Genomic DNA, 20,155 nt, shown 5'->3' with positions numbered 1-20,155 from the left:
AGTATGAAATGGCAAATTCTTTTTCTCATCACCGGCCTAGCTTACGGCGGAGCGGAAACTCAGTTGGTAAACTTGGCAACTAAACTGAAGTGCAGAGGTTGGGATGTACGGGTCGTTTCCATGCTTCCTCCACAGGCCTTCGTGGAAGAGCTGAAAAATGCCCATATCCCGCTTGCAACCCTCAACATGCGCCGCGGTGTGGCAGACCCGCGAGCAATTTTTAGGTTGCTAAAAATACTGCGGGAGTGGAAGCCTGATATAGTGCACAGCCATATGGTACATGCCAATTTGCTGGCGCGGGTTGTTAGAATTTTTTGTAAGATACCGGTGCTTATCTCCACGGCTCACAATATTGATGAAGGTGGCAGGTGGCGGGAAGTTGCTTACCGACTGACAGATCCTCTTGCCGACTTGATCACCAACGTAAGCCGGGCTGCGGTAGAACGCTATATTCGCGTTGGTGCGGCGCCAAAAAATAAAATTATGTTCATGCCCAATGGGATCGATACAGCTAAATTTAACCTAAATAAAGCAGCTGGCCAGCGCCTGCGAAATGAATTAGGGGTAGATAATTATTTCGTTTGGTTAGCAGTAGGGCGATTTGAGGAAGCTAAGGACTATCCAAATATGTTACGGGCATTCAGCATGATTGTGTCAAAAAAATCGAATGTGGTTTTGCTTTTAGTCGGGCGGGGTTCTCTGCTGGAGGAGGTTAAAAAATTAGCTGGTGCACTTGGCATGAAAGATAATGTTCGGTTTTTAGGGGTGCGGCAAGATGTACCCGACCTGATGAATGCTGCCGATGCTTATGTGATGTCCTCTGCTTGGGAGGGAATGCCTATGGTTTTATTAGAGGCCTGTGCGTGCGGTTTGCCCGTTGTTGCGACTGACGTTGGTGGAAACAGCGAAGTGGTTTTAAACGGCAAAACAGGCTTTATTGTCCCCCCGCGTAACCCTGAAGCTCTAGCGAAAGCGATGGAAAAAATGATGGCTTTACCTCGAGAAAAACGCCTCGAGATGGGCGAGGCCGGCCGTGCATATATCGAAGCTAACTACAGCCTTGAGCATGTCGTAGACCAGTGGGAGGTACTTTACAAAGAGCTTTTAACCAAAAGGAGATCGGCATAAGTGCAAGTTTATAACGCGACAGATAAAAACAGCCATTCTAGAAACAACGGCAAGGTGCTTTTCATTGCTTCAGTTTACAGGGGTCATTTAGCAGCTTTTCATATTCCATTTATGAAGATGTTACAGGAAAAGGGCTACGAGGTTCATGCTGCAGCTTCTTCAATTGATGGGGGCAAGGAAGACGTAGAAAAAACCGGAGTAATGTGTTGGGAAATTCCTTTCAAGCGTTCTCCTTATAACCCTGCTAATGTTAAGGCTTTCCTTGAGTTGAGATCTTTATTAAAGAACCATCATTTTGATCTCATCCACGTTCACACGCCGGTAGCTGCCTTTCTGGGAAGGTTTTTAGCTAAATCAACACATCAGGGGCCGGTTTTATACACTGCACACGGTTTTCACTTCTACAAGGGAGCTCCGAGACGAAACTGGCTTATCTACTATACTGCAGAGCGAATTGCCTCCCGCTGGACGGATGGGCTGATTGTTATCAATAGTGAAGATTTTGAAAACGCCCAAAAGCTTGGCTTCAAAGCCAGAGAAAATTTGTTTTACGTGCATGGAGTGGGTGTCGATTTATCCGAATATGCTGACCCACTTGTATGCGAGAATAACATTCGCGCTTCCTTAGGAATTGGCCAGGAAGATGTAGTGATTGCCTGTGTCGGAGAACTAAACGAAAATAAGAATCAAGATTTTTTATTAGATGCCTGGGGTGATCTGGCAAGTCGGCATGATTACATTCATTTGTTATTTGTAGGCACTGGAGAAAAAATGAAAACGTTACAGAGAAGAGTCATAAAAGAGCAACTTAAGCGAGTTTATTTTTTGGGCTACCGTGGCGATGTTCCGCAAATTCTTAGAGAAGCCGACGTCGCTACACTTGTTTCCAAGCGAGAAGGCCTGCCTAAATGCGTGATGGAAGCCATGGCTGCAGGCAAGCCTGTCGTAGCAAGCAATGTCCGCGGCAACCGCGATCTAGTGGAACATGGGCGTACAGGGTTTTTGGTAGAACTTGAAGATGTTTCTGGATTAATTCAGGCATTTGAAAAACTCATCTTGGATCGCCAACTGCGAATTTCCATGGGCATTGCGGGTCAAAAAAAGATACGCGATTATTCTTTGGAAAATGTCCTGACCGAGATGTCCGATATATATGACCTTTATTTACAAAATTAAACTGGAGGTAAGCGTCTAATATGTCTGTTTTAGTTACCGGTGGCGCAGGTTATATTGGAAGCCATACCGTGCTGGCGTTGCTGGAAAGCGGAGAAGATGTGGTAGTGGTCGATAACTTGGTGGCCGGAAATCGGTCAGCGGTTAAAGGCGGTAAGTTTTACCTTGGAGATGTAAGGGATGAGGAATTTTTAGATGTGGTTTTTAAAAAGCACGATCACGATATAGAAGCAGTCATACATTTTGCAGCTTATTCACTAGTTGGAGAAAGCGTCCGAGATCCATTAAAATACTACGATAACAATGTCAGGGGAACGATTAGTCTTTTAAATTCAATGAAAGCAAATGGAGTGAAAAATATAGTTTTCTCATCCACTGCGGCGGTGTATGGGGAGCCAAAGCAAATCCCTATAACGGAAGAAGACGACACGAATCCAACAAATCCTTATGGGGAATGCAAGTTGGCAGTTGAAAAAATGCTTAAATGGGCAAGTTATTCAGGTGATGTTAACTATGTTGCGCTAAGGTATTTTAATGCTGCAGGTGCCCATGAGAGCGGGGAAATAAGGGAGGATCACAATCCTGAAACCCATTTGATACCAATAATACTGGAAGCCGCACTTGGCAAGAGAGATAAGGTCGTCATTTTTGGTAACGATTACGATACTGACGACGGCACATGTATTAGGGATTATATTCATGTGATGGATTTAGCCGATGCCCACATACTGGCTTTGCGTAGACTTCGCACGAAAGGCGACAGCAAGGTCTACAATCTTGGCAATGGCATGGGTTTTTCCGTGAAGCAAGTAATAGACAAAGCTAAAGAAGTAACGGGAGTAGATATTCCCGTAGAAGTTGGCAATAGAAGGCTCGGTGATCCTGCTGTATTAGTAGCTTCCTCCGAAAGAGCAAAAAGGGAATTAAATTGGAAACCAAAACGCAACGATTTGGGAAGAATCATCGAGGATGCCTGGTGTGCCTTAAGTTGTAAATAATGGGGGGTCAATAATTTTACATGGAGGGCATCACGCAATCACACGTATTTAAAACCTACGACATCAGAGGAAAGGCCGAAACAGATTTTACAGACGACGAGGTATTAAGGCTGGGGAAAGCCATCGGCACGTATTTTATGGGCAGAGGCTTTCGCGATGTCATCGTTGGCATGGACAACAGAAAGCATTCGCCAAGGATTAAAAAGGCTTTGGTTGATGGCCTTTTGTCTTGCGGTTGCTTTGTCAAAGATATTGGCGAGACGATTACGCCGGTGTTCTATTTCGCCCATAAGTTATATAAGGTTAACGCAGGGGTTATGGTTACGGCAAGCCACAATCCGCCCGAGGATAACGGCTGTAAGATTTACGGCGGAGACAGCACGATTTACGGAGATGAAATTCAAAAGATCAGGCACATTTTTGAGGCGGGAGATTTTACAAAAGGCGAGGGCAAAATAGAAAAGCAAAGTCCACGCGAGGAGTATTTTAAATACATCGTTTCAAACGTGAAACTAGACCGTAAACTTAAAGTTGCTATAGATTGCGGCAACGGAGCGGCAAGCTCCTGGGCACCGGAGTTGTACGAGAAGATGGGTTGCGACGTAATACCTTTATACTGTAAGTCCGACCCAAATTTCCCCAACCATCACCCGGACCCGACTGTCCCTGAAAATCTAACGGATTTAAAGAAAGTGGTTTTAGAAGAAAAAGCCGACGTGGGTCTGGCCTTCGACGGCGATGGCGACAGGCTTGGCGTAGTAGGCGACCAAGGAGAGATAATTTGGGGAGATATTTTGCAGATACTTTTTTGGCGTGAGCTGCTTTCCAAATATCCAGGCGCAGATGTCATCGTCGAGGTAAAGTGCAGCCAGGCACTTATAGAAGAAGTAAAAAGGCTTGGAGGCAAGCCTTTTTTTTATAAAACAGGGCATTCGCTCATAAAGGCAAAGATGAAAGAAGTCGAGGCGGTATTTACCGGAGAGATGTCGGGGCATTTCTTTTTTGCCGACGAATATTTTGGTTTTGACGATGCTCTCTATGCCGGGGCTAGGCTTTTAAGGATTCTCTCAAAAGCTAATGAGCCTATTTCAGCGTTTCTTGCCGACGTACCTAAATATTACGCTACGCCCGAAACGAGGATCGGTTGCCCCGAAGAATACAAACAAAAAGTTATAGATGTTTTAATCGATAGATTTCGACGTAAGGGTTATGAGATCATCGACGTTGACGGCTTACGTGTTCAGTTTACCGATGGCTGGGGGTTGGTGCGGGCCTCTAATACTCAACCTGTGCTGGTGGCAAGGTGCGAGGGCCGTACGCCAGAAGCTTTAAAATCCATTTCTCGTGAGCTAAAAGAAGCGTTATCGCAAATAGATGAAGTTGAAGAATTTGAGTGGCAGTTTCCGGAATAAGTACCGGGTAAGCACCGGGGTCGGATCTTGAATCTTGAATTTTTAATTTAGTAAATTAACGAGGCTATCAAAAATGCCTAACTTCCCTTTAAATGCAACTATGGCTTAAATCTAGAGTAAAGATCAAGTTACGTTCGGCATCTTTTTGTGATATCATCAGCAAATGATGCAACATATGCTGGCTTTTTCTTCTGCGGCTACCAAAAATAAAATCATATTGCCTATTTTCAACCAAAGGAGGCCCCACCTGTGCCAAAAGACGACCTAACGCCCAAAGACCCCCACGACAGGCTTTTTAAAAGGGTAATGTCTGACGAAGCAAACGTAAGACAGTTCATAAAGGAATTCCCGCCAAAAGAGCTTTCAAGTCAAATAGATTTAAAGGAAATGAAGCTTATTCCCACAGAAAAGATCAAGGGCTACAACAAGTACTACATGGACATAGCCGTAGAATGTAAAATTGCAGACACAAAAGGACAGCTTTATTTCGTATTTGAACACAAGTCATATCCTGATCCCGGAGTTTTACTTCAAATACTAAATTATATGATCGTAACGTGGGATGAACAGAGAAAGAAGAATAAACCACTGACACCTGTAATTCCCGTAGTTATCTATCATGGCTTTTCAAGCTGGAACATAACTACTCATTTTCAAGGACAGTTCGACAGCTTAAACGAAACCATAAAACCTTACATCCCTGAGTTCAACTACGTATTAGTGGACCTAACCCAAATTCCTAACAAAGAGATAGAACAAAAGGCAAAAGATACACCCTTTTTGATGGCAAGTTTACTTTTAATGAAGCTTGTAGCCTTACGTGACATAGAGGATATCGCGAAGATAACTGTTATAATTAACTTGCCTGAAGAAGAAAAACTGATACTGTTTTTATACCTGCTTTACACTGTGGATGTAGACCAAGACACCATGCAACGGATAGTAAAAGAACTTGGAGGTGAAGAAATCGTGCCGTCTCTGGCAGAGAAATTGATGAGCAAGGGAGAAATTAAAGGCAAACAAGATCTGCTTATAAAACAACTGCGCCGCAAATTCGGCCTGTCATCATCTGACGAAAAGATGATCCGCTCCGTCATCGATGAATCCAAGCTCGATGCAGCAGCTGAAGCCGTCCTTGACGCCAAATCGAAAGAGGAAGTTTTATTAAAGCTGCTTGGACAGTAAAAGGACGCGGTGGGTCCTTTGTGAACCGCTCTGGCTTTTTGTTATTGAACCAATTCACCCACTAATGCCACTGGCGAGGTCGTAAATTCGGCGGTTCTCGATGGCGCACTATATATTAGCAAAAATTAACTGATATCATTAAAGTCTGCATGAATTTGGGGGCAGACTATTTCCCTGTGATAAATTAAAATTCAAGATTAAAGATCTGACCCTCGGGGCGTGACCCTCGGGGCTCGGGGGCCTGGAGGTGCGTTGGGTTTAAATCTTGCGAAGATAGGACTTAAGAAGTGCCATCTTTTCGGCGCTTTCCGGATCCTTTGAAGAGTTTTCTACAAATTCTTTGATGAAGGCGGCAAATACCCCAACAAATAATCCCAGAAAACCGGCAACGATTAACATGAGCTTTCGTCTTGGCTTTATTTTAAGCTCAGGAGGTATGGCTGGGTCCACAACCTGTACTACCATTCCCTCGCTCGCTTCGGCCATGATGGCAGCTTGATATTGCTGTAACAACGTTTCGTATAAGGTCTCTTGAAATTTAAGATCCCGCAAATGCCTTGCGTATTCTATTCCGGCCTTTGGAATTTCCTTGAAGGCGGGAATGGGATTCGGATTATCACCCCCGGCCTTGGCCTCCAAGTTTTTAAGTTCTTTTTTAAGCCCGGCCAACTCCGCCTGAAGGCGCTTAATTTCAGGGTTTTGAGCCGTGGCGAAAGTCCTGGCAGCTTTTAGTTGGACTTCTTTTACGGCAACTTGGGCTTGGATGTTTGCGATGGAATCCATCAATGCTTTCATCTGAACGTCCACGTCAAGTAAGCCGGATTTCATTTGATACTTTTGGAATTCCTCTTCTGCCTGCAACAGGTTGTGATGAGCTTGCTTAAGTTCGTTTTCTATAAAGAGCCTTTGTTGTGATATCTGTGTGATGGCAAGATTTTGGAGCAAATATTTAAGCTCATCGACTATGGCGTTTGTAACGTCGGCAGCTAGTACGGGTTCTTTGCTCTCGACAGCTATCGTTATCAAACCTGTCTTTTCGTCGACCTTAGTGTTGATTGCGCCCGAAAGGGTGCGTCGTGCAGTCTCCCTAAGCTCAACGCGGTAATAGTCCATGAGGTTGAAATCGTCAATTATGTTATCAAGTATCGTACGGCTTTTTGCAATTCCCGCGATCAGATCCGCCGTCGTTTTTATAGCACCAGACTGAATTGCCAATGAACGAAACTCTGGAGGCAAGAGAGTTATTATACTAGCGGGAAGTTGCCCGGCAAGCGATTGTGGTGGCACTATGCGCGTTTCTGCCCTATAAATGGGCGTCATTATAAACCCCAATATTAAAGCGACAAGACAGAAAACAAAGGCGATACCTATGATCAACCTTTTGTGTTTGGCTAACACTAATGCTAGGTCGAGCAGATCGATCTCGTCTTCCTCGTATTGATAGTACCCTTCACCTGGCACAGATACCTGTTCCTCTGTGTTTGGGTTTAGGTTTTCTTTCTTTTGCTCATCCGCTGCCAATGTAATTCACTCCTTCAAAGACCGGCCTTTAGTCAAATGCATCCACGACCACGGCTGCGCTTATGGCTGTCTTGTAGACGATATCTACTATGTCCCTTGTCATTCTAAGGTCTGATACGACCTGGATTTTTTCTGGAACAATAACAGTGTCGCCACGCTCGAGATAGGGTGGTTTTTTTAAATTCCCTACGCGCATCGCGCTGCCGTCGGCTTTTAAGACATATACCCTGCCCCTGTCCGCAGTTCTGCCGTATCCCCCGGCTTTTTCGATATAGTCTTGGTGAGTTGTATAAGGCTCATATATGAACGAAGAAGGATTGAGAACGTTGCCGGCGACGTTTACGGTTTGAGCCTCGCGTGGTATGTGAAGGCGATCGCCTTCCTCAAGCACCAAATCATAGGGAGTTTTTTTAAGCAACGTAGGCGGATCTTCAAGCCTTATGACCACCCGTCCTGTGGCTCTTGTTTGTCTTAACACGTCAAGCATCCTGCTTTTTTGCTGTGTTTCCAGTTCGACCAATCGTGCATCCTCAGTCGTCAAAGAAGAAGCGGTGCCTGCAGCGCTTGCCGTGTAAAGTTCTCGTTCCAAACGTTGGACCATTTCCTCTATGCCGCGCTGTTGCGATTCACGAACCGATTCCCTGGTGAATATGGCCCCCGGCAGGAAGGCGCGGTCCGTGTAGCCGCCTGCACGTTCTATGAGATCGGACAAAGTCTCACCCTTTTTTACTGTGTAGACCCCGGGGTATTTAACTTCTCCTGAAATGGTGACGGTGGCGTATAAATCCCACTCCGGCACGGTCCTGACAAAAATGTAATCGTTCATTTCCAGAGGGATGTCGTTTTGCGGATCTCCACCCAGGGCTTTTTCCAGGTTTATGTGCAAATGTTGAGTGACAGGGCCTTCTTGCGTAACTATTACCCTCGTTAACTCGGCCTGATTTGAAGCCATGTAGCTTAATCCGCCCGCCCTTTTTATGACTTCCGAAAGCTTGGTTACCCCCGGTTCTATGGCGTACTCGCCTGGCGTTGCCACAGGTCCCGTTATACGTGCCGTCCTCGTGCTTCGAGCTACCGGGAAGAGGCGTACGATGTCAGCATCTTGGACGGCGAACTTTCGCAAGAAATCTGCGCCCAATGTATCTAAGTCGCCTTCAAGTAGAGTAAGGTATTGGCGATTTTCAACTCGCATGATTTGAACGCGGCCTTTAAATGACTGTCCTGTAAGGCCGCCTGCCATATCGATTAGTTCGCCAAGCCTGACTCTTTCTTTTATTTCGTATAATCCGGGCCTTTTTACGTTGCCTACGACGCCCACCAAGGGCCCGACTTCGCCTATAAATATAACGTCACCCGGCATCAAACGTATGTCTTTAGAGGTGTCTCCTTCAAGGAGCATGTCGTACATGTCAAAGGTGGTTACGATTTCGCCGTTTCGGCGAACATGTATGTTGCGCATCGATCCCGTTTGGTTAGGTCCTCCCGATACGACTAATGCATTAACCAAGGTCGCGAGGGAAGATACCGTGTAGGCTCCTGGTCTTCTTGCGTTGCCAACGACGTAAACTAGAATAGTGCGAAGTTGTCCCATGGTGACGTTTAAATCGAAATCAGTATAATACCGAGAGTATTCTTTTTTGATGGCATCTTGTAACTGAGAAAAGGTCATACCAGCTGCTCCTATGACTCCGGCGCGGGGAAGGTTTAAATTGCCATCGCGATCGACCGCGACATTCCACTGCCCTTCTACCATACCCCAAAGGGAGATCCGAATTTCGTCGCCTGGACCTATCACATAGTCGGGGCCTACCGGTACGGCCGTCACGGGGGCAAACGTCGAAGGAGCCCGCCTGAAGAAATCTAATCCAAATCTGGGAAGCATCCGCATGACCTGGGAAGCAGGGGTGCTTAAAAAAAGCTGGTCCAGCTGGGCGTCAGTGAGGGCGCTAAAGGCCTCTGGTGTCATCTCCTCGCCTACTTCCGGTAATGGAGCCGGAACGGCGGGCGTCTCTGCTTCAACCTCAACTTGAGGCGCTGGCTCGCTTGGCTGTGGGGCAGGGGCTTCTGGCGCTGCATTTTGCAATATGTTCTGAATGTTTTGAAGGCTCGGCGGCAAGCCTGGAGCTTGGCCAGTGCCTCCGCTTGGGATTTGTGCTGGTCCACCCGGGGCTGAAGTCACGCCTTCTTGCGCCTTGGCCATAAGAACAAAGGATACAAAACACATAAAAACAACAATGAAAGAAAGGATAAGAACAAACTTTAACTTTTCGCGGTACATGCCTATTGCCTCCCTGTAAATCGATATTTCTCATCTTTTGCCATATTTTGGCCTTCTTCTAGCCGTTCGTATAAATTTTTTATCAATCTATCGGGATTCAGCTGTCCCCACATTAGATCGGGATCCTTCCAATGCCATGGCACTCTGCCGGTATAGTAAGGCCAACCGCCCGTCATTATTATATCCTGATTCCATATATAATTCGTGTCAGATCCAAAGAATATGTTCGTAGGTATTTCTAATTCGACTCCGACGAAGGAGTAATCCTTGCCCGATCTCAATCTATCAGCACGCGTTACGTAAAACCCGATTCCGACGTCATCCCAATGTCTCATCATCGACAATTTAAAGCCTGTATCGTCATCGTCGACAAACTTTCCCGCTTCGGCCATTATGTCCAAGTCATAACGTGGCTCGTGATACCCAACCTGAAACAAGGCAGCCCCCATCCAGTCATCGTTTTTCAAATCTATGCCCTCGCAACCGTCATGATATAGACAGATAGGGTCATCTGCCAAAGAAGCGAAACCCTCCGGATCCCTTTCGTGAACTAATCCGAGCCTTAAACCCGTGAAGTAGCGGCCGTTATCGAAATAAGTCCGCTTCCAATAATTTCCGCCAAACCACAAGGCATCCAGCCAACCGACTTCATACAACTCGAATGTGTTTTTGTCGATGCGCTCCATGTTGCTAAACACTGCCTGCCATATTCTTGTCTTTTCGTTTGTCCATGGTTCATACGCGAAGTCTTCTTCTTTGCCATGTCTTTTTACGGGAATGCGAACGTCAAAGACACCTCCCTGGCCGTAGGTGGAGTTCCATTCATAAGCCACGTCGACGCTCCAACGAGCATCGTAATCTTCGTAGTCTGACCGTAAAATCCTGGGTTCGTATGCAACGTAAGCTTTGTAAATGTGTTCCCCCTTGTCCGGGGCCGTCGGGTCTGTCCTGTAGCTCCAGATCTCCTCGTCGATTTCTTTTGAAGATGGGTCTGCCCAGTAAGCGATTGTCTCTTGAGCATATTCTTTTCTAAGGGCGTTTAACCTCAAAAGCGCGCAGTGCTCGCCAGGAATTTCGACGCAGGTCACGGGTTTTCCTCGAACGCATGCCCTCAGTACGAGGGCTTCGGTGTCCCAGGGAATGAGATGAGAAGCGAGGTATAAAACCCTCGCCATGGCCTCCGCCTCCGAGCTATAGCCCACGTTTTCGTAACTTATGAGTAAGTTTTTATTGCGCTGGTCAGCTTTTACCTCGACATTTCTAACCCCTAGTCTGTTTGGGATGACGACAGATACATCGCTGATGAGATCAAGTGTACCCACGTCTGCCCAAGATTTCAAGTTATTTAAAGGAGCTTTTTGATATGAGCGTTTTTTATTGCCGAATATCGGGCGGTCTCGCAAATCGAATGGACGGTACACAGCAATACACAGCTCATCTCCTCTTTGATAGCTCACGCTTATATCGGCCCAAGAGGTTTTAATAACGGCTCCGTAGTTATAATCGGCATCGACTTTGGTTATGGGGCGTTTTCTGCCGAATATGTCTTTGCTGTAATCCATAGATCCGTACTCGCCCTTTAACTCTAACCAGTCGTAAGGTTGCCACGACATTCCCCAAAAGGAACCTCCCATGCGATCCGAGCCCCAGCCCCCAGTAAAAGCAAAGTCACCAATCCTATAAGTGCTCACTATATAGTGAGACCTGAAATGTTCCGTAGTGCTTATGTCCATGATGCCAACGGCTATGGCTGGCTTCAAGTCTTCCTGAGGTAAAAGCAGATATTTGACGTCAAACTCGTGATCTTTATAGCTGCCAAATCGGGGGTATTTTTCTAAATTTAAAGGAACATTTGTAACATGAGTGATTCGAAAGTTAAGTTCGACATTTGGAAGGTAACCCATGGCAAGGTAGTATGTAATGTAGGGATTTGCATCGGTGTAACCAAATCTTCCCTGTCCGTCATTTAAGATTTCGGCGGTTGGGTATTCCCAAAGGCCGGTAATGCCTCCGTTTGTCGGGGACATGGCTTGCAATTGTGCTTGAAAGACCGGATGCAGTAAAATAAAAAAAGCGGCGAAGAAACATAAAAGTCCTTTTATCGTTCTTCACTCCAATTTGAAAGACTGGAGATTTATAAAGCCCTTTGATTTCTCGTTGCACTACAAGGCTGTCAAACATATTATATTGACGAAGGCCTAAACGTCAAGTTACAAAGAAAAACAAGGGGTGCTACGAGTTGCGTGAGGTGTTGTCATGAAAATCGCCTTCGATTGCTCTCCGCTGTTGAAACAGAAAACAGGCATTGGATGGTATTGTTATAGCTTGTTGGAACAGTTTATTAATTTTACAGAAGACGAATTCTCATTATTTTCTCTTAGTCTAAAATCCAAAGACCCAGATTTACCGCTCGGATGGAATGCAAGGCCAAAAACACGTTATCATTTTTATGCTCCCTTGCCTAGAGCTTTTGTCTCACTCTTATCCAAATGTTTTGGAAAAATAGTTTCTCGGCTGCTGTTAACCGCAGTAGATATGGTCCATTTTACCAATTTTATAGCCTTTCCAATTAGAGGAGCCAAAACAGTTTTGACCGTTCACGATCTCGCCTTTCTTCGATTCCCCAGAACAATAGAACTCAAGAACTATATCACATTAAAAGCTTGTCTGCGATTTTCTTTGGATATTGCAGACCGGGTTATCGTTCCGTCATTGAGCACCAAAAACGATATAATCAATTATTATAATTACCCTAATGAAAAGATAGCAGTTATACCTCTTGGCGTGAATCATGATATTTATGGGCCTATAGCAGATATACATTCGTTAAATGCTTTTAAGCGAAAACATTCATTAGGGCGATATATCTTATTCTTGGGCACCTTGGAGCCCAGAAAAAACGCAGTCGGGTTGCTTAATGCATATAATGTTTTGTGTAAAATGATGGAGATAAAGCGGGTACCGGATTTGGTCTTTGGAGGAGGTAGAGGGTGGAAGAACAAAGCATTCAATAAGACATACCAGAATCTTGATAAAACCGTCAGGGATAAGATTCGCCTTCTTGGATATTTGCCTCAAGAAGAATTACCCTTCCTGTATTCAGGAGCTGACGTGTTTGTCTTTCCTTCTTTGTGGGAGGGATTCGGTTTGCCTCCACTGGAAGCTATGGCCTGTGGCACTCCTGTCATCACTTCTAATGTGTCTTCTTTGCCCGAGGTTGTCGGAGATGCTGCGCTTTTGGTGGACCCAGATTCGCCAGAGCAAATAGCTGAAGCCATGTACGAAATTTTGACCGACGAAGATTTGGCATCAAAGTTAAAATCTGCAGGACCGAAGCAAGCCGCTAAGTTTACATGGGAAAATACAGCGCTGCAAACTTATAAAATATACGAAGGCGCGGTAAGGGGTTAATGTGTTTGGCCTGATTAAAGCTCCTGCCCCGTTGCTATAGGAGGATGCGTTTTTGTTTAGGGCATTTTTAGTGCTTTCTTCTGGTAGTGTTATAGGTAAACTCGTTGGTTTTTTAAGAGAAATTCTAATGGCAGCACTTTTTGGCACGGGAACTCATGTGGCAGCCTATCGCGTTGCACAAACCGCCATGCTCATGCCTACAGAATTTTTCTTGACGAATAGCTTGGAAGCCGGCTTTGTCCCGCTATATGTGAGATATACCAAAGACGACCCTAAACGAGCTGAAGCTCTTTTAAGCGTTATTGTGATGTTTTTTTTATTGCTTGCAGGGATCATATTTTTATTCTTATTTTTTTGCTCTTCTTGGTGGGTTAGAATTTTAACTCCTGGCATGAATGATGCTGGCAAAATTTTAACGGCTTCCATGCTTCGCGTCATGGCGTTGGCCGTCCCTTTATATATATTAGGGATGCTTATGGCCTATTTAAAAATGGCACATGGAAGATATTTAACTGCCTCCTTGCGTTCAACAATACAAAGCGTTGGCCTAATTTCTGGATCGCTGCTTGCGATTTACTTTAAAAATCCTTTGTTTTTAGCCTGGGGATTTGTTTTTGCATACTTGTTTTACTTGGTGTGGCTTTTATGTGGTTTGTATAACCTTGGATTGTTGCGCTTTAAAGCAAGCTTCTCGCGAGACTTGGCAAAAGAAACCTTTATGGCCTTTTGGTGCTCTGTACGACCTGTCCTTATAGTTCCTCTTTTGATTCAAGGAGATATAGCGACTGAAAGGATCGTTGCATCCCTAATTGGAAGTACGGCCATTGCCGCTGTTGATTACGCGAAATTTGTGACGGAAACCGTAGTGATTTTAATTGCTGTCCCTCTGGGTATGGTGGGATTGTCAACTTTAAGCGGCCTTGATTCGGACTCAGTTCGTCAAAAACTAGGACAGATAGCAAATATCGTATTGATCTTTACAATTCCAATTTCCTTATTTGTAGCTTGCAACAATGTTGATATAGTTCATATCCTATATGCCAGAGGAGCATTTGATCAAGAATCAGTGCGAGTAACTTCAAAGATATTACTAGGCTTTTCGATTGGCATGTGGGCTCAAGCGTTATCTTATTATTTCATAAGAGTATTAAATTCACAGTTACGCAATACAGAGGTTTTATTATATACTGGAATTTCAATACTTATCGATATAGGAATAAAGCTGTTGCTGTATAGAAATTTAGGACCTTTAGCCTTGGGGCTGAGTGTTAGCATGAACTCCATTGTATTGCTATTGCTTACCATTCGTGCCTTTAGGTTGGGAAAGTCTTTGCTGCTAAGCATGTTGTGGATGGCCTTGGGCGCTGTTTTTTATGTAATCACAACTATGATTTTGAAGCATTGTCTTTCCAGCATATCTAGCCTGTCATATTTCGCTTTATCAACTGCTATATTTTGCCTATTTTGGGTAGTTTACATACCTTTGGTTCCGCATTTGCGGAAAAGCATTAATCCGGTTTTTGCTAAGTTATGCAGATATAATGATAAATCTGCATGAGTTAGGGGATGATTTTTCTGAACAAGGTTTTTATAAATACACGTGTTCTTTCTTCTGCGCTAACAGGAGTACAAAGGTATACTTTAGAGCTGTATAATAGACTACAAACAGAACTTCATCCTATTGCACCTAAGAAACCTTTGCACGGAATTGCTGGCCATATTTGGGAACAGTTTGTCTTGCCTAGAAGATTAAAGGGGAATTTGCTTTTTAGTCCTTCCAATACAGGACCGCTAATGGTGGAGAGACAAGTCGTAACGATTCACGATATTACACCGTTGGACCATCCTGAATGGTTGAACCCAAAATTTGCAAGATGGTATCAATTTTTGATCCCTCGTTTGGCCAACAAAGCACGACGGATCATTGCGGTTTCTAATTTTACAAAAAGTAGGATTTGTGAAGTCACATCAGCGCAACCAGATAAGGTCGTTGTTATTTACAACGGGGTCGACGAGCGTTTTCGACCAAAATCCAGTGAAGAGATCGCTAGAACTAAAGATGCCTTTGGCATATCAAATTTTAGATACATACTTACGGTAGCTACGATTGAGCCCAGAAAAAACCTACAAAGATTGCTCGAGGCATGGGATACTTTATGCCTTAAGTTGCCTGACATTTGGCTAATAGTTGCTGGAGCAAAAGGGACGGATTTGGTTTTTCGAGATACATCTCTTAGAAGGTTGCCTCCTAGGGTTTGCGTGCTTGGACATATACCTGACGAACATTTGCCCGCCCTTTATTCCGGAGCTATAGCATTTGTGTTTGTATCCCTTTACGAAGGCTTCGGCCTTCCCCCTCTTGAGGCAATGGCCTGCGGCACGCCAGTGCTGACATCTAACGTGACATCTCTTCCAGAGGTGGTTGGCGATGCTGCCCTTATGGTGGATCCTTATGATGTAGATGCCATAGCTGAAGGCATTAAGCGCCTTATAGAAGATGACAATTTGCGAAAAGAGCTGTCGCAAAAGGGCCTCGCTCGTGCTAAGCTATTTAGTTGGGAAAGAACTGCAGAAGTTACATGGAGTGTGCTAAAGGAAGCCGCCAACTTGTGATGGTCAGTTTGGAGGGAACATACACATTGATTAAAGTTGCCATCGTTCATGATTGGCTTGTTGCATACGCGGGTGCGGAACGCGTGTTGGAGGAGATCATAAATTGCTATCCTGACGCGGACCTTTTCTCTGTCGTGGACTTTATTCCCAAGAATGAACGAGGCTTTTTAAAAAACAAACCTGTAAAAACGTCTTTTATACAAAAACTTCCATTTGCCAAAAAGAAATACAGGACTTACCTGCCCTTTATGCCCTTGGCAGTGGAGCAGTTCGACCTTTCAGGCTACGATATAGTCATTTCAAGCTCTCATGCCGTGGCAAAGGGCGTCATAACCGGGCCCGATCAGCTTCATATAAGTTATGTCCACTCTCCAATGCGGTATGCCTGGGATCTTCAGCATCAGTATTTAAAAGAGACAGGCCTTGTCCGCGGCTTGCAGGGGTGGCTTGCAAAAAGAGAGCTTCATAAGCTTCGGATGTGGGATTTGAGGACTGCTAACGGAGTCGATCATTTCCTCGCCAATTCCCGCTTCATCGCCAGGAGGATTTGGAAGATGTACCGCAGGGAAGCAACTGTCATATACCCTCCCGTTGACGTCGATTCCTTCACGCTGTGCGAACAAAAAGAAGACTTTTTCCTAACAGCGTCACGCATGGTTCCCTACAAGAAGATTGACCTGATAGCAGAGGCATTTTCTCTCATGCCCGATAAACGCCTTTACATCATAGGCGACGGCCCGGATTTCGATAAGGTAAAATCTAAAGCGGGGGCAAACGTTGAGCTTTTGGGATATCAGCCCTTTGAGGTGCTTCGAAATTACATGCAGCGGGCCAAAGCCTTTGTCTTTGCAGCCGAGGAGGACTTTGGCATCGTTCCCGTGGAAGCTCAAGCCTGCGGCACGCCTGTTATCGCTTACGGCAAGGGCGGGGCGCTTGAGACTGTCACTGAAGGTGAAACGGGTCTTTTTTTTGATGCCCAAACACCATCAAGCATCATCGAAGCGGTAAAAAGGTTTGAAGACATGAAAGATCGCTTCATTCCATCAAAGATACGAGAAAAGACCTTGCGTTTTTCAAAGGACCGCTTCAGGCAAGAATTCTCAAGCTTTGTAAACGATGCATGGGAGTCATTTAAGTCTCAAGGGTAGTTTAATTTTTGACCAAAGTGATGAGATTAGATGGTTTATAGCCTATAATGCTAACAGGCATGGTGAATCCCTGTTTTTTCGCAACTACCTTTGAAGGTGTCAAATTAAAGTAATATTGCTTGCTTGAAAATTGTGAAGATCTTCCCTCTGGAGGTTGTTAAATTTGTTTGATGTCAAAGAAGATAAGCTAAATGTGGACCTCTGGGGCATGAGTAAAGCAAATATTTTAGCCTCCATTAAAGAGAACAAATTAAGCACGGAAACTTGGATCATGTCTGGCTTTTATCTTTTTAGCGATCTTGCAGCCATAATTTTTGCCGTTGTGCTTGCTTACCTTTTACGAAAATGGACGCCCGCTTTTATGCTCCCCCCAAGTGTCCTTGCATCCGGCGCCTACGTCGAGCTGTGGCCCGCAGTTTTCATATTTACATTTGCTTATATAATGTCAGGACTTTACCCGGGCGTTGGCGTTAGCGCCGTGGAGGAGCTGCGGCGAACCACTGTTGCAACCTCTATGGTATTTGCGATCCTTTCCGTTTGGATATTCCTTTCGCGAGTAGGTTTTATATATTCCCGTGCCGTATTTTTCATCGCTTGGTTTTTTGCCCTTTTATTCGTGCCCTTAGCGCGAGCAGCTATTCGATATCTTTTTGGCGATAAAAGCTGGTGGGGAGTTTCTGCTGTCGTAATGGGCGCTGCTAAGACTGGAGCAGAAATCGTTAAGATATTAAAAAATACGAAAGCACTGGGTATAAAGCCCGTAGCGATCCTGGATGATGATGCCGAAAAACACGGCAAAAAGATAGAAGGCATACCGGTAATAGGAAGCTTAGAACTTGCCCCGGAGCTTGCAGAAAAGTGCAATATAAAATGGGCGATAATGGCCATGCCTGGTTTAAACAGGAAGATATTGCACGAAATTTGGGAAGAAAACGCCTCGTATTTTCACCATGTCATTTACATCCCCGACCTTTTTGGTTTTGCGAGCTTTGGCGTTTTACCCAAAGATCTGGGAGGAATTTTGGGCATTGAAGTACGGCAACAACTTTTGCGCTTGGGCCCAAAGATCGCCAAGGCCCTTGTGGATACGATTGTAGCTGTGGCAGCCTTGGTGGTTTTGATGCCGCTGGTGCCTTTTATAGCCCTGCTTATAAAATTGGATTCAAAGGGACCCGTGTTTTACAAGCAAACCAGGTACGGTAAAGACGGCAAGCCTTTCAAGGCCTGGAAGTTTAGGACCATGGTCGAAAACGCCGATGTCGTTTTAAAGGAATATTTAGCGAAGCACCCTGAACTTAAAGAAGAATGGGATAAAGACCAAAAACTGCGCAACGACCCGCGCGTTACATGCCTCGGCAAATTCCTGCGCAAGACTGGCTTGGACGAACTGCCTCAAATTTTTAACGTGATCAAGGGAGAAATGAGCGTAGTCGGCCCAAGGCCAATTGTCCAAGATGAGATAAAAAAATACGGGAAATGTTACTCTCTTTATACTAAAGTTAAACCCGGGATAACGGGATTATGGCAAGTATCAGGGCGCAACGATGTATCCTACGAGGAGCGCGTTGCGCTGGATGCTTATTACGTCCGCAACTGGTCCGTATGGCTTGATCTTTACATCCTTGCCCGCACCGTCCCGGTAGCCATTTTTGGCAAGGGTGCTTACTAGCTTTGGAGGTGGTCACCGCAAATGGATAATCTTCATATCTTGATCCTCGCCGGCGGAAGCGGCACCCGCCTATGGCCATGGTCGAGGGAAGAGCTGCCAAAGCAGTTTTTGCCCCTGGCAGGCGAAGAAAGCCTATTTCAGCAAACGGTAAGAAGGATGGCAAAGATAGCGCGGCCTTCCCATCTTTATATCGTCGCTTCTGACCAGTGCAGCGCCCTTTTGCGCCATCAAATGAAGACGGTCTTAAAGCTTGACCACGATCCCATAATAGCAGAACCAATGGCAAAAAATACCTGCCCAGCCATAGCCCTTGGGCTGGCATATCTACTAAAAAGTGGCGCGGGCCCTGAAGACTTGATCTTCGTATCCCCGAGCGACCACATAGTAAAAGACGACGAGGCCTTTAAAGAGGCCATAAATTTAGGGCGCCAGGCAGCCAGCGAGGGTCATATAGTTGTATTTGGCGTTAAACCCACAAGGCCCGATACGGGCTTTGGCTACATAGAAATAGATGAAGAAAGGTCCAAAGGCCTACCTTATAAAATCGTTTCAAGGTTCGTCGAAAAGCCCGATGAAGAAAAAGCTAAAGCATACCTTGAAACAGGAAATTACCTCTGGAATGGAGGCTTTTTCCTGTTTCGGGCAAAAAGAATGCTTGAAGCTTTAAGAAATGATATTCCCCAAATTGGCATACCTGCAGCTGAAGGCTACGACAGCTTAATATCAAGCTTTGAAGACCTGCCTTCAATTTCCATAGACTACGCCGTCATGGAAAAGGAAAAAAACGTTGCAGTTGTGCCCCTAGAATGTGGCTGGTCGGATATTGGCTCCTGGGACGCCTTGTATGAGACTATGGAAAAAGACGAAGGCGGAAACGTCAAAAAAGGAGACGTTCACACCGTAGGCGGCAAAAACAACCTGATATACGCAAACGGCCGCCTGGTCGTAGGCCTTGACGTAAATGACTTGGTCATTGCAGATACCCCGGATGCCTTGCTCGTCGCAAAAAGAGGCTCTTCTCAAGACGTCCGTGACGTAGTAAATTACCTGAAAGACCAGGGACGCCGTGAGGCCACCGAGGCACCAATAAATGCCCGACCCTGGGGGACGTATCAGATACTGCATCAGGGCGACAGGTTTAAGATAAAACACATCGTCATAAGCCCGGGTGCCAAGCTCAGCCTGCAGTATCACCACCACAGGACGGAACACTGGATAGTGGTGCGAGGCACGGCCTTGGCGGTCGTTGGCGGCAGAGAAATTTACGTACACGAAGGAGAAAGTACCTTTATACCTAAAAGCACGCCCCATCGCCTGGTAAATCCAGGCAAAATCCCACTTGAAATAATCGAGGTCCAAAATGGCGAATACGTAGGCGAAGACGACATAATTAGGATAGAAGACGATTACAAAAGGGCGGAGTAACTGTCTAAGGGACAAAATTATAGCGGCTGCGAGGGAGTTTCGCCGGGCAAATGTTTCATGATGTGACAATCCTCGGCAGTTGTTAAGCTCATCGCAGGCGTCATCGGCGCCAAGGCCGTATGATTGCTCGGCCGATCCTATCCCGTAGCGCCTTTCATGAAGCGTGGAAAGTCAAGCCGAGACAGATTAAAGTT

General features: G+C 45.4%; 14 protein-coding genes. 11 read left to right on the top strand and 3 right to left on the bottom strand.

All coding sequences use genetic code 11. From position 1 onward, the window contains the following. Window positions 1–3 precede the first annotated feature (3 nt). From AC5SXE_RS03985 to AC5SXE_RS03965, 5 genes are all read left to right on the top strand, one after another. Complete coding sequence (locus AC5SXE_RS03985; protein ID WP_493916691.1) at window positions 4–1,128, top strand: glycosyltransferase; 1,125 nt, start codon at window positions 4–6, stop codon at window positions 1,126–1,128. Further along, window positions 1,129–2,304, top strand: coding sequence for a glycosyltransferase family 4 protein (locus tag AC5SXE_RS03980; RefSeq protein WP_493916690.1), 1,176 nt, complete (start codon window positions 1,129–1,131; stop codon window positions 2,302–2,304). Between the two features lie 20 nt (window positions 2,305–2,324). Then, window positions 2,325–3,299 carry a UDP-glucose 4-epimerase GalE gene (gene galE / locus AC5SXE_RS03975; RefSeq protein WP_493916689.1) on the top strand — a complete coding sequence of 325 codons (975 nt, stop codon included), beginning with the start codon at window positions 2,325–2,327 and terminating at the stop codon, window positions 3,297–3,299. A 20-nt stretch (window positions 3,300–3,319) separates the two neighbouring features. Further along, window positions 3,320–4,711, top strand: a complete 1,392-nt coding sequence (locus AC5SXE_RS03970) for a phosphomannomutase/phosphoglucomutase (protein ID WP_493916688.1) — start codon at window positions 3,320–3,322, stop codon at window positions 4,709–4,711. A 249-nt stretch (window positions 4,712–4,960) separates the two neighbouring features. Beyond that, window positions 4,961–5,896 carry an Rpn family recombination-promoting nuclease/putative transposase gene (locus AC5SXE_RS03965; RefSeq protein ID WP_493916687.1) on the top strand — a complete coding sequence of 312 codons (936 nt, stop codon included), beginning with the start codon at window positions 4,961–4,963 and terminating at the stop codon, window positions 5,894–5,896. Between the two features lie 258 nt (window positions 5,897–6,154). Here the strand turns inward: AC5SXE_RS03965 and AC5SXE_RS03960 are convergent, their stop codons facing one another. Genes AC5SXE_RS03960 through AC5SXE_RS03950 form a run of 3 tightly spaced genes read right to left on the bottom strand, consistent with a single transcriptional unit; the run spans window position 6,155 to window position 11,722 of the window. Further along, the gene (locus tag AC5SXE_RS03960; RefSeq protein ID WP_493916686.1) at window positions 6,155–7,417 is read right to left on the bottom strand and encodes a GumC family protein; all 1,263 of its coding nucleotides are present in this window, start codon (window positions 7,415–7,417) and stop codon (window positions 6,155–6,157) included. A 28-nt stretch (window positions 7,418–7,445) separates the two neighbouring features. Continuing rightward, window positions 7,446–9,695, bottom strand: a complete 2,250-nt coding sequence (locus tag AC5SXE_RS03955; protein WP_493916685.1) for an SLBB domain-containing protein — start codon at window positions 9,693–9,695, stop codon at window positions 7,446–7,448. 2 nt (window positions 9,696–9,697) lie between these two features. After that, complete coding sequence (locus AC5SXE_RS03950) at window positions 9,698–11,722, bottom strand: YjbH domain-containing protein (protein WP_367564062.1); 2,025 nt, start codon at window positions 11,720–11,722, stop codon at window positions 9,698–9,700. Between the two features lie 229 nt (window positions 11,723–11,951). Between AC5SXE_RS03950 and AC5SXE_RS03945 the strand changes: the two genes are divergently transcribed. From AC5SXE_RS03945 to AC5SXE_RS03920, 6 genes are all read left to right on the top strand, one after another. Beyond that, window positions 11,952–13,106: a glycosyltransferase family 4 protein gene (locus AC5SXE_RS03945; RefSeq protein ID WP_493916684.1), complete on the top strand. Its 1,155-nt coding sequence runs from the start codon at window positions 11,952–11,954 to the stop codon at window positions 13,104–13,106. A gap of 52 nt (window positions 13,107–13,158) precedes the next feature. Further along, the gene (gene murJ / locus AC5SXE_RS03940) at window positions 13,159–14,664 is read left to right on the top strand and encodes a murein biosynthesis integral membrane protein MurJ (RefSeq protein WP_493916683.1); all 1,506 of its coding nucleotides are present in this window, start codon (window positions 13,159–13,161) and stop codon (window positions 14,662–14,664) included. 8 nt (window positions 14,665–14,672) lie between these two features. After that, window positions 14,673–15,719 (top strand): glycosyltransferase family 4 protein, encoded by a 1,047-nt coding sequence (locus tag AC5SXE_RS03935; protein WP_493916682.1) that lies wholly within the window; start codon window positions 14,673–14,675, stop codon window positions 15,717–15,719. A gap of 26 nt (window positions 15,720–15,745) precedes the next feature. Further along, window positions 15,746–16,867: a glycosyltransferase family 4 protein gene (locus tag AC5SXE_RS03930; protein WP_493916681.1), complete on the top strand. Its 1,122-nt coding sequence runs from the start codon at window positions 15,746–15,748 to the stop codon at window positions 16,865–16,867. 163 nt (window positions 16,868–17,030) lie between these two features. Continuing rightward, on the top strand, window positions 17,031–18,536 hold the full coding sequence (wbaP, locus tag AC5SXE_RS03925) for an undecaprenyl-phosphate galactose phosphotransferase WbaP (protein ID WP_493916680.1): 1,506 nt from the start codon (window positions 17,031–17,033) through the stop codon (window positions 18,534–18,536). A 21-nt stretch (window positions 18,537–18,557) separates the two neighbouring features. Beyond that, complete coding sequence (locus AC5SXE_RS03920; protein ID WP_493916679.1) at window positions 18,558–19,961, top strand: mannose-1-phosphate guanylyltransferase/mannose-6-phosphate isomerase; 1,404 nt, start codon at window positions 18,558–18,560, stop codon at window positions 19,959–19,961. Window positions 19,962–20,155 lie beyond the last annotated feature (194 nt).

This window comes from Acetomicrobium sp. (genome assembly GCF_059026225.1).
This window is presented reverse-complemented; position numbering and strand designations above follow the sequence as displayed.